This window comes from Trinickia sp. (assembly GCF_051953405.1).
Lineage (GTDB): Bacteria > Pseudomonadota > Gammaproteobacteria > Burkholderiales > Burkholderiaceae > Trinickia.
On sequence record NZ_JBQCIV010000160.1, the window covers coordinates 1 to 11,036 of the forward strand.

At 58.9% G+C, this 11,036-nt stretch carries 8 protein-coding genes and 1 tRNA gene; 1 reads left to right on the forward strand and 8 read right to left on the reverse strand.

Going from position 1 to position 11,036, the window contains the following annotated elements:
- Positions 1-207: 207 nt before the first annotated feature.
- The 7 genes from ACTHN9_RS29580 to tssF all read right to left on the reverse strand — a co-directional run bounded on the left by ACTHN9_RS29580 (position 208) and on the right by tssF (position 9,293).
- Positions 208-690: a tetratricopeptide repeat protein gene (locus ACTHN9_RS29580; protein ID WP_440540389.1), complete on the reverse strand. Its 483-nt coding sequence runs from the start codon at positions 688-690 to the stop codon at positions 208-210.
- Between the two features lie 68 nt (positions 691-758).
- Entirely contained in the window at positions 759-1,238 is a 480-nt protein-coding gene (locus tag ACTHN9_RS29585) for a hypothetical protein (RefSeq protein ID WP_440540390.1), read from the reverse strand.
- Positions 1,235-2,524 carry a PAAR domain-containing protein gene (locus ACTHN9_RS29590; RefSeq protein WP_440540391.1) on the reverse strand — a complete coding sequence of 430 codons (1,290 nt, stop codon included), beginning with the start codon at positions 2,522-2,524 and terminating at the stop codon, positions 1,235-1,237. The genes ACTHN9_RS29585 and ACTHN9_RS29590 overlap by 4 nt, the downstream gene beginning before the upstream one ends.
- 12 nt (positions 2,525-2,536) lie before the next feature.
- Positions 2,537-3,337, reverse strand: a complete 801-nt coding sequence (locus ACTHN9_RS29595) for a DcrB-related protein (protein WP_440540392.1) — start codon at positions 3,335-3,337, stop codon at positions 2,537-2,539.
- 90 nt (positions 3,338-3,427) lie between these two features.
- Complete coding sequence (locus tag ACTHN9_RS29600; protein ID WP_440540393.1) at positions 3,428-4,222, reverse strand: ankyrin repeat domain-containing protein; 795 nt, start codon at positions 4,220-4,222, stop codon at positions 3,428-3,430.
- A complete protein-coding gene (gene tssI / locus ACTHN9_RS29605) occupies positions 4,222-7,212 on the reverse strand; it encodes a type VI secretion system tip protein TssI/VgrG (RefSeq protein ID WP_440540394.1) in 2,991 nt (996 codons plus the stop codon). Before tssI ends, ACTHN9_RS29600 begins: the two co-directional genes overlap by 1 nt.
- Positions 7,213-7,412: 200 nt before the next feature.
- The gene (tssF, locus tag ACTHN9_RS29610) at positions 7,413-9,293 is read right to left on the reverse strand and encodes a type VI secretion system baseplate subunit TssF (protein WP_440540395.1); all 1,881 of its coding nucleotides are present in this window, start codon (positions 9,291-9,293) and stop codon (positions 7,413-7,415) included.
- Between the two features lie 665 nt (positions 9,294-9,958).
- Between tssF and ACTHN9_RS29615 the strand changes: the two genes are divergently transcribed.
- Positions 9,959-10,555 carry a DUF6088 family protein gene (locus tag ACTHN9_RS29615; protein WP_440540396.1) on the forward strand — a complete coding sequence of 199 codons (597 nt, stop codon included), beginning with the start codon at positions 9,959-9,961 and terminating at the stop codon, positions 10,553-10,555.
- Positions 10,556-10,942: 387 nt separating this feature from the next.
- Here the strand turns inward: ACTHN9_RS29615 and ACTHN9_RS29620 are convergent.
- Positions 10,943-11,036: transfer RNA gene (locus ACTHN9_RS29620), tRNA-Ser, on the reverse strand.

The following is an 11,036-nucleotide window of genomic DNA, read 5'->3' on the forward strand; positions in this document are numbered from 1 at the left end:
CACTGCGACGGATACTCGTCCCGATGCTCTCGCACCATGCGGACTGCACGCTCGCGGACCTCGGCAGAAAATTTGTTCGACTTGTTCATGGCTCCATTCTCTCAAGAGTTGGAGCCTCCACAAAATCCGGGGCGGTTCACGGGAGTGTCAGGCGTACGAAGAAAATCCATAAAGCGAAGCTTCGAGCGCAATCCCACCGGATGCCGGCTACTTTGAAGATCGCAGCAAATCTAGCCGGCGATCAATCAACTGTCGCATGTTTTCATCTGGATTAAATTCAAGGCATTTCTCCAGATCTGCGATAGCAGCCTTATTGTCGCCCAATTCATTCAAAACGTTCGATCTATTATAGTAAATGAACGGATAGTTAGGATTCAGGGCAATCGCCTTGTCAAAGCAATCCAAGGATTTTTGGTATTGCTTCACCTGAAAGTAAACGGTCCCAATTGTACAATACGCCGACGCCTCCGCATAACCGAGCGCAAACGCTCGCTCAAGGTCTTTTTGTGCCAGATCGAATTTGTTTAGCATCGCGTAAGCCGTACCACGATCAGCGTATGCCAGCGCATTGGTCGGATCGATTTGGAGCACATCACCGTACAGAGCCAGCGCATCGTCAGTGCGCCCCTGGGTCAGGAAATCTCGTGCCCGCATGCAAAACGGCGACAAATCGATGTTTTTTTCGCTCATTCAAATCACTCCCGATGAGGCGCTCTCAGTAGCCTCACCCTTCATTAATTTCACACGTGCTTCGCGGCTCACATGACACCGCGACCCGTGTTCTCTATCAAGGAGAACAAGTACGCCTGCAACGCTTCAAGTCGGATCGCCGAAGCAGATGGCCGCTTCGGATCTTGTCGAGAACAAGCGCGAAGGAACTCCGGAACCTCTGGACTCAGCCACAATTCCCGATGCTGGAAAACCGCGTAGCGTTCGCCATCGATCTGCTCCACAAACATGTGGCCGCGCCACGCCTCTTCATACAATCGGCCGGAGATAGATTTTAGAAAAACCAATGCAACGTCCCCGACCGCGAGTGATATTTGCCCCCAACTTGGCGGACTACCAACAAATTCTATTTCCTGCCCGTACGATGCAGCATCAACCCCTTTGCGTGCCGAATATACCCGCTCGACGCGAGCCCTAAAGCATTGCGGCTGTGGCGAGTCTACGATCTCGACCATCACCAAATCGCAGTTCGCTACTTTATCGGCCAAGAAACTCTTCGTGTCACTCATTCTGGCTCCCACGGTTGTCCCTGCTTCTCGAGTTCCGGGAAATAGAGACGCATATTCCCTGACGCCTCTGGAGTCGGTATCCCCAGTTTTCTCGGGAAAGTTGCGCAGTTGTACGTGCTCGCATTCTTCCCTGGGAAACCATAGAACGCGTTGTCCATAGGACTGTCGACTCCTATTGCATCGTGCGCGGCCTTGATCGCATCGAAATCAGCTGATGAGACAGGGATTTTCTGCTCCACAACAACCTGCGACAGCCCATCACGGCCAACAGCAGGGTTCTCCGCGACCGACCTAAACACGGCTGTGTCGTCAGTAATGATACCCGGATAGCTTGCTCCATCGCGAAGCGACTGCGCGGCATCGTAAGCAGACATGCCCTCCGGCACCTTAGGCCCAAAGCCAAAGATCTGCCGTCCACCATCGAATGAATAACCAACGTGGCCGGTGACTACGTAAGGATGCGGAGCATCCGCAGCCAGAAGGTCTCTTGTGGAACCGGCACCGCGGAATCCATAGAGGGTGATTGTTGGCTGTTCCGCACCTTCGACCGATGCAGCCACCCCGGTTCTAGCAGCAAGCCCCGCCCCCTTCGCTCCAGCGTATCCCCCAAGCAAACTCCCGCCAAGCATCGACCATTTCTGTCCGTCGGACCCCTCCCCGAAGGCTTTGCCGCCAAGCCACGAACCAGCCTCGCCGCCTGCGAAGCCACCTACCGCACCCACGACAGCCAGCACAGGTCCCGCAAGCACTGCAGCCGCTGCAACGCCGACTGCCATCATCGTCCAGTTAACCCATGGCGGAATCTCGGAATTGGCCTGCCCAACGGTCGCACCACCGATGAAGACATTCGGCGATCCATCGTTGATAAGCGCACCGCACATCAACTTGTCGTCTTTTCGGCTCGCCGGCTGCCGATTGATAAAAACCGTCGACGAGCCTTGCGCGACAACTTGCGGCGGCCCATTGTGATCGCTGCACACCCCTTGGCTTAGGTTTGCGCGCATCGCCGCTCGGCTGTTGATAAATACGTTGGGCGACCCTTTTATCAGACTTCCAGTAACGTGCCTCGGCGCCCACGACATTGTGCCGAGCACTTCGCCAATTCCTCCGCCTGCAGCGGCACCGGCCGCAACAGCTGCGACGACAGTCAATGCGGCGCCGCCGGTGACGACGACCGCAGCGGCCCCGATCACCGCACCGGCAATCAATCCGGCGATCATCCACCCTTTGGAGGCCGTATGTGCAACTGGGTCTCCGAGCCGCGCGGCCGCAAGCAGTGTTCCCACGGATTTTCCCTCTTAGCTGGCGCTTGCAACGGTGGCGAGATAGGATCGCACTGCGGCGACGCTCTGTATTCCGGCAGTCCCTTTCACCGATTTAACGCCAGTGAGTCGTTCGTGCAACGACGGAGCCGTCTCCGGGTCCATTGTCCATAATGCGAATTGACGGCCGTCTGGAGCTTTCCACGCCTCTTGCCCTTCCGGCGCGGCTCGCAACGTCAACGGCGCACCGGACGCCTCAAAAAACGCTACGCCCTGGGACATTTCCGTCACATCGTGGCGCATTAATTCAGCCATGTTCGTCAGCGCGTACAACGTCTCCGTCGCCTCGTGAAGCACGAAGACAAATCCCAGAGCGTCACGGCCTAGCTGCGTAGGTATGAAGCCGGCACCGTCCGGACGCTTGAGCACAACGCTATCGATCAAGGTGTCGTACTCTTTTCGCTTTTCAGCCGAGAACGTCTTGGGGCAGGTTCCAATGAAACTGATCGCCATGCGCTGCTCGCCCGGCACGGGAGACATCACGACCGTTTGACGCTGATGCAGCGGCGAGCCCTGCGACACCCACTGGTAGTCGACTTCGCGAGCGGTTTCCCCATCGACTTCTTTGACACCTAGGTGCTTCAGTTCGAAGCGCGGTAGCGTCTTGCGCATTTCGGAAACGAGCCGCGTCACGAACGTATCCACCGTATCGTCTTTCTCCATTGGCGCGCGCGACACGACGAACGTGAAGCTGCTGCTGCCAGCCGCGTCGACCGTGAACAGGTGCATCGTCTTGTCGGTAAAGTTCGCAGGCAAATCGATTGCCGCGTCGTTCATCTCGTATATAGGCATGGATTTCCGCATCGGCAGGCGCTGCCGATTCAAGCAAGAGACAGGTTGGATGTAGCTCGAGGCGCGTTGCCCACATCAGTTCGGTGGCCACTGCACTCCGGCAGCGACGATGCGCTTGCGAATCGCTTCTATGCGCGGCAGTTGGGGCGAATCTGCCGGCGTTTGATGCAATTCATTGCTCAACGCTTTGGCGTATTTCGCTCCCTGGTTGTCTGAGACCGTTGGGTCCGCGCCATGTGCAAGCAAATAGTCGACAGTGTCCCATTGGCGCAGGCCCGTCGCTTGGAAGAGTGCCGTGTAGCCAACCGAATCCCGTATGTTCACGTTGGCATGATGTTCGACCAGTGTTCGCACCTGCGGTAATAGGGTGTCCTCGGACGCCGCGAATAACAAGGGGGTATCGCCGTCATAGCGCAAATCCGGGCTCATACCGCCCGCCAGCAACGCATTGAGGAGGTTTGGGTTGTCAGCGCGTGCCGCAACGAAAGCAATGTCCTCATCAGTCGCGCCAAACGGCTGTTCGGGCTTCGCGCCGTCTCGCACCAGCTCGGAAATGATTTGATAACGAACGTTGGCGGGGTCATTCTTGACGGGAATGACTTCCTGCACCGCGAAGGACAGGAGACTTGTCTTCTTGTTGCCTAGCGCGGCCAAATCTGTTTTTGGAGCGAGTTCTTTGACAGCCGCTAGGTTTCCGTCACGGATTGCCTGAGCGAGCGCCAATTGTTGTCCTGTGAAAAAATCTTCCGGCGGGTAGCGTTTGAATCCCGACATGTTTGTTCCTTGTGCGTGAGTGGGCCACCAGATCGGGGACGACAATCCGATTGCGGCGACGAGTGCGCCAACAATCACCGTTTTGCGATATTTCATCAGTGTGCACCGAGCTGCTGGAGAAGGTCCGCCTGCTCCTGTGCGGCCCTCGACTGCATGCCATTAAACACGTCGGCCATCTTGTGCCGGCCGAAGCTCGTCATGCTGGTTCCCGAAATGTCAATCTGATCGCCGACGGCCTTTGGCATGACTGCTGCAGTTACATCGCTAATGGGCCCAAGCCGTCCTTCCTGTATGCCGGTCAGAATTTCCCCATCGACGCGATAGTTGGTGATGGAAGCGGCTTGCGGCGATGCGCCGTAGAGCGGAAGTGTGGCGGGATTCAGACCAGAGGCGTTAAATAGGGTAGCCGTCGAGCCACTGGCCTCCGACGCTGCGGACGCAAGGCCTCCCCCTAAGGAATGACCCGTTATGTCCAGATCCTCCGCATTGCCAGAAAGTAAAACTCTTTTCCCGATAGAGACCGCCTGCGCGTAGTACGGTGACTTCTTTCCCGAGCCTTGCTCGATATTGTTGGTCATATCCTCGCCGAGCAGGTTCTCGGTGCCCTTAAAGGCGACGGTCGGCTTCATGCTGCCGCCAAACACGGCTGGGTCGGGCGCGTACGCTTGGGAGCCGAAGTTGCTGCCAGCAATTTTGAAATCGGAGGGGCGCAAGTTGTACTTAGCAAGCGCAGCCGGATCGTTGGTAATGTTCTTCCAACCTGGCGGCGCCGTGCCCGGCTCATAAACCGCGTTCGCAAGCTTCGCCATCTGTTGCGCCTTTGCGGTCGCCTGGAATTTCCGCGCAGCCTCTCGAATTTTCGGATCGGCCGACGCGAGTCCCGCTGCAATGACCGCCTGCTGATTGGCCCACTCAATCGCCATCGCCTGCTCTGGCGTCACAAACAGCCCCTGATTTAGGTGAATCACCGGGCCGTCGAGAAAGATGCCGCTTTGATTGATCAAAATGCTCGACGCACCGTGCGAAAGCCTAATGCTGTCCGGCTTCAGCGTGACGATGCTCCCGCCGACGCGATGCTCGATCTCGTCCGTGGCCTGATAGCTCTGCTTTCCGGGTCCTGCGTCACCGGCGAGGGCTTGTACGCCTACTGTGTTAGCGGTCGTGAAGCGCGCCTTCGCGATCTTTTCCGACAAGCTGCCTTGCGCAACGTGCTTGCTCTCGTCGCCCTTCAACACCGAAATGCTCCGCGCGCCGGCCTCTACCGTGTGCGTCTCGTTGTCTTTAATAACGGTATTCATGTCCTTCTGCGCATGCAGAAAGACTTCCTGCGCACCATTGACGTCCGAGAACCGTAGCTCGTTGAAGCCCTTTCCCTTATGCGTTTGGCTGCGAATGCCCATCGTCTGCCCGGCAGTCCCATGATACGGATTGGCCGCTTCCCCGTTGAACACGCGGCCGATCACGAGGGGCATATCAGGGTCCCCCTGATCATGGGCTATCACGACCTCTTGCCCGACACGCGGGATCGCCGAGCCGCCCCACCCCTTGCCCGCCCAGGGCTGCGATACCCGAATCCACATCGAATCGGTGCCATCCATCTTGCCGCGCCGATCCCACGTAAAATGCACCTTCACGCAACTGCCGTCGGTATAGATTTCATAGCCCGGCGGGCCGACCACGATCGCCGTCTGTGTACCCTGCATGGACGGCTTCGGCGTACGTCGCTCGGGCCGGAACGGAATGTCGATCGGCAAACACGTGAACGAATTGCGATAAGGCAATCGCGCCACCTGCTGCGTGAAGTCGTTCACGGCCTCATGCCGCACGTGCAGGATGGCCAACGCCTTGCTGTTGTAGGTCGATGAGCGGTGATTGACGAGCTTGAACCGCCCGGTCGTCGTCATCCCCGACGCATAGCCAGTGCCGGTAAAGCGCCGGGCCTGCGCTTCCTCGGCTTCCATCGCATAGCGCACGTAGCGCTGACCATTGTCAAAATCGTCGTAGAGCGACTGATGCTCGTAACGCTCCGTACCCTCGATATTCGGATGCTTCAAGCTCTGCGCACGCGCCTCGACCAGCATCAACTTCGACGACGGCCGCTCGGAATTGAAATCCCGGTATGTCACCTTGCCGACGCGGAAACTAAATGCCTCGTCCCATCGGTCGATGCCGTCTCGCTCGCTCGCCGCGCTATCCGCGTGGTACTCGATCTCGCCGAGAGTCGGAAGCTCGCGAAAGATTGCGTTGCTATCGCCAATCACGAGGGTGTGCTTGCCCTTCTCATAGCGGAAGGTCCAAATCAGGCCCTCCTGCTCCATGAGCCGCGCGCAGAAGTTGTAGTACGACTCGCAGTACATGACGATGTACTTCAACTCCGGGCGCTTATTGCGCACCTGGAACTCGAAGTCGGAAAACCCCTGCTCATGAAAGATCGTGGCGAGAATGCTCTCGGGCGTCTCGTGCTGGAAAATTCGGCAGTCCGTAGAACGAGTCAGAAACCAGAACCATGGCACCACCGACATTTCATAGCGCGTGACGTTGCCTGAGCTGCCGACCCGGCCAAACGACGCCACATAGCCGTCGAAGTAACGGCGATTGTCGATCTCCCGCGAAACCGCGACGATACGCTCCAAGCTGTAATTGCGCGTATTGGGATCGAGCGTGATCCTCACGCGTTGGCCGACGATCTGCTGGGGCTCGATATTGTTCTGATGCGAAAGCGCATCGATGTGGATTTCGGTCAATTGATTGACATGCTCGTCCACGATCAACGCGTTGATCAGCAGCACGTCGGGGCCGAGCGGAGACTCCATCGTGGCGTAGCGATTTCGCTGCGTGAACTTGGGTCGATCGCCTGTGAGCCCGTTGATCGCGCTGGCGATCGATTCCGGCGTTTTGCCCATGAGCGCCAAGCCGGTCTGTGCGAGTTGGATTGCGCTGGCTACTCCATTCAATAGCCCTGCGCCCGGCACACCCGCGAGCGCACCGAGCTGGCCCGCCATTCCGGCGGCTTGACCCAAGCTCGGCAATCCACCGGTCAACGGCGCGCCGCCACCTCCGGCGTTTCCGATTGGTGCAAAACTCATGTTTAACCTCTTCTTTTATCTCGCTCGAACGGCACGACCATGAAACAATCGAACCGTTCACCGACAATGCGCTCTCAGCCGCCTTGCAGAGGCGCCAATATACCAAATTGCAACCGCTTTTTTAATCGTTTCAGCTCGGCCTTCACGGGAGATTTTCGCCGTTCACCCAAGAACAGCCAGCGGCATGGATCGAAAAAATTTCAAATCGGTGCCATGCGCCCTTCCCGGGGAGGACATTTGCGAATCACCGCGCCAGTGCGCGCCGATACCGCCACCAATTGAGTCGCACTGTTGATGTCCACGTAGGAGGCAAAGAAGCGATCCATCACACCGATAAGCGTATTCATGCATTCGGCCTCGAAACGCTGCTCGTCGAGCGACATCGTAATTTCGATCCCGGGTTCCAAACTCCCGACTCCCGCAGCCAGCGTCCAGAGCTTCATGCCGCGCCAGCGCAAGCCCACAATGCCTTCGACATGCAAAGCTTGCCTGCCCCCATGCGCGGCGAATTGTCGAAACAGTGCTTTGAGGGCCGCGAGCCCAAGCTGATCGAGGCGACAGACGTGCGGCGTCATCTGCGCCAGAAGCTTCCACCCGTGGCCGCGCTCCGGTTTGGGCCATTGGCTCGGCGTTGGCTGCCGCAGCAGCACAATCGGGCATTTGAGTTCAGCGCCGATCGCTTCCAAGTCGCCGCCCGGCGCGCCGATTGGCATGCCCGCCGGCAGATTGCGGTTCGTGCACGTGACCCGGATTGCCAAGTCCTTTGGGTCCAGCGCGCCTACCTTACCGTCCAGTTTGCGCAGCACAAGCGCGGTTTCACGGCCTGGATTCTCCCGCGCGGCCCGCCCGTCGCGCAGTTGCTCCCACACCGGCGCACCGTAGTACTTCCGATGCCCGAACCCGTGCAGCGGCTCGATCACTTCACGGCTCGATGAACCGGCTTTGCCCAGTTGCACTTCGTCGATCGACCAGACGTCGGTATCGGCCACCTCGGGCACGCCACTGGGCACGACGGAATATCGAGGCTCCGAACCGCCCGGGTCCCTCGTCGCCTCACCGGGCTCTACGCCCCGCTGAAATAGGTTCGCAACAGGCGTACAGAAAAGCTTCAGATTCTCGGCGCTGACAGCTGACAGACGTTGCGCGATCGATGAGTCGTGACGCACGCCTGCAATGGTTAGATGCAGCGTGACAGAGTTCGCCCCCTGCGCGCCGTCCGGTACGGTTTGCTTGAGCGCCTTGAAGTCGACATCGATGAAGTGAAACCGCTCGGGAAAAGCGAAATACTCGAGCAGCAGGCGCAACGGAAACTCAGTTCGGGGCCCTTGACCGAACAGGCTGTCGGCGTCATCGAACCCGGCTGCGGCAATCGGTACAGCTTTGAGCGCCCGCCATTCTCCACGGTCGTCCCTGTCAGCGAACGCACCGATCGCATGAAGCAAAAATCCATCGCTCAACGCAGCAACGATCTGCGGCGCACCATCCAGAAAGATCCGCACGCGATCCGGAACGGCTGCGAAGCCGGCCTGTTCCTCGAGCGCGGCAAAGGTGACGGACAGGATACCAAGCGTATCGGCCGGAAGAATCACGCTCCGTGGAGCACGAGCCACCGCGGCGTACCGCGCCTGACCAATGAAAAACGGCGCAAGCGTGACGTCGTACGCCGACCGAAACCGATATTTGCCATGATCGGACATGAACTCCGATCCTCGCGCGACCGTTCGCGCGCGGATCGACGGATCGGGCTCAGCCTGAATTTGCGCAATGGAGCATGCTGGAAACGGACGCAACACCTCCGGATGTAAGCGCTCCAACATCTCGTTGGGCACTTCCGGATTGTCGTCGTCGATGCGTGCCGCCGCTCGCGCGTTACTCAGCGCGGCGGACTGCAAGAGGCGCTCGACATGCGGATCGTCACAGTGCTCACCGGTGATGCCGAGTCGCGCCGCCTCGTTGGGATAACGCTCCGAAAACACGCGCATCGACTTGCGCAGCAATGCCAATTCGCGTTCGTAGTACGGGAGGATATCTTCCGGTAGCGGATAATCGTTCATCGACTTCTTATCTCCCGACGGCCTCATGCTGTCGCTTTCGCTGCGTTTCCACGCGAGTCGTGATGCTGATGAAGTAGAGGCGCGCACCGTAAAGCTTCAACGCTTCGTTAGCCGCTTTAACTGACACGCGGTCAATCCATTGCTCCACTTGGCCAGCGCATTTACGGACGCGGACCGATACGATAATCACGGCGTGCGTATATCGCGTTTCGCAGACGATGCTCGCGCCTGGATGAAAAATCAGTGATTTTAATCGCTTTCTACCCTCCAATTCCGAGACCTGTTAACTTTGGCAGGTTTTTCATCGCGACTTCATCGCAACTCTTGTGGGGCTCCGAGAACCGCACTTGAAACCACCACCACTCGCCTTCGCATAGCCGCCACACACGGCCCTGCGGTCACTCGCCGTCCTGCGTTGACTACCTCGTCAAAGTTCACGAGATCGCCATCGTGTGCGGTGCATTCGAGCTACTGCGTCACGCCGTTGGGCAACTATGCCGAAAGTCGAGCCGGCGTCCCTGTCTTCGCCCATTCGTATCCGTACGACGATAGCCGCACGCAGACCGCTTCGGGGTTCGTACGTACGCACCGGCGCCGCCTCATTCACCATAACGACCGGCACGAGCGTCGGTTGCGTCAAATAGAGCCCGGATGTCAGAAACGGTCTATGATTCCTGACACGCGAGGTATTTATGAGCACGCTGCCCGAAACTATCCTATTTCACGCCCGATCCCTTCCCGAGGGCAGCGTGCTGTCGCCGAAGGAATTCCTGCACCTGGGGAGCCGGGCCGCGGTCGATCAAGCGTTTTCGCGCCTGAGCAAGGCGGGCAAGCTTCTGCGTGTGGCGCGCGGCACCTATGTCGCCCCCGTCTCCAGCCGATTCGGCTCGCGCGCTCCTGCGCCGGTGAAGGTCGCGAAGGCCATGGCCGAACAGCGCGGTGAAGCCATCGCCCCACACGGCGCCAGTGCGGCCAATGCGCTCGGCCTGACCCAGCAGGTGCCGACCCGGGAGGTCTACCTGACGTTGGGGCGCACCCGTACGCTGAAGCTCGGACGCTCGGAATTGTTGGTGAAACACGCCCCCCGTTGGATGCTAGCGCTGGGTAACGGGCCCGCCGGCGCGGCGGTGCGTGCGCTGGCTTGGATGGGGCCGACGCACGTCGGCAGTTCTCTAGCGGCACTGCACCGCACGCTTCCGGCAACGGAATGGCAAACGTTAACGTCCGCCCGGGCTATCCTGCCGTCGTGGATGGCTCAGGCCATCGGTCAGGAAGCTATGCATGGCTGAATACTTCTTTGGTCTTAGCGCTGACGATCGGCGCGACGCATGGAATACGCGCGCAATCAAACGGGACGCCCTGCGCATCTACTTGAAAAGGATGTGTGGGTCGTGTGTGCCGCCATGTTGGATGACGCGATATTGCTAGGCGATCCTGCGACCTTCGATCAACTCACGCTGGCATGCACAGATATCGAAGGCAAGATAAGCGGAAGGGATGTCTAGCCGCCATGTCGCTGCCCAGGAACCGTCGTACCGTGCGCGGGCCACGCTGATGCCGCCCACCGGGCCCCAATCCCCGCCGGCTAAGCAGAAAGCAGAGAGACCCAGCAGCGATAACCCACAAATGAAAAGCCCCGCGAATCCGAGAACTCGCGGGGCTTTGTCACCGCCTATTGGCGGAGACGGAGGGATTCGAACCCTCGATCCAGGTTTTGGCCCAGATGCTCCCTTAGCAGGGGAGTGCCTTCGACCTCTCGGCCACGTCTCC

Excerpts from the sequence above, each read along its gene's own strand:
- ACTHN9_RS29580 (WP_440540389.1), bottom strand. The coding sequence starts at position 690 with ATGAGCGAAAAAAACATCGATTTGTCGCCGTTTTGCATGCGGGCACGA.
- ACTHN9_RS29585 (WP_440540390.1), bottom strand. The coding sequence starts at position 1,238 with ATGAGTGACACGAAGAGTTTCTTGGCCGATAAAGTAGCGAACTGCGAT.
- ACTHN9_RS29595 (WP_440540392.1), bottom strand. The coding sequence starts at position 3,337 with ATGAACGACGCGGCAATCGATTTGCCTGCGAACTTTACCGACAAGACG.
- ACTHN9_RS29600 (WP_440540393.1), bottom strand. The coding sequence starts at position 4,222 with ATGAAATATCGCAAAACGGTGATTGTTGGCGCACTCGTCGCCGCAATC.
- tssI (WP_440540394.1), bottom strand. The coding sequence starts at position 7,212 with ATGAGTTTTGCACCAATCGGAAACGCCGGAGGTGGCGGCGCGCCGTTG.
- tssF (WP_440540395.1), bottom strand. The coding sequence starts at position 9,293 with ATGAGGCCGTCGGGAGATAAGAAGTCGATGAACGATTATCCGCTACCG.
- ACTHN9_RS29615 (WP_440540396.1), top strand. The coding sequence starts at position 9,959 with ATGAGCACGCTGCCCGAAACTATCCTATTTCACGCCCGATCCCTTCCC.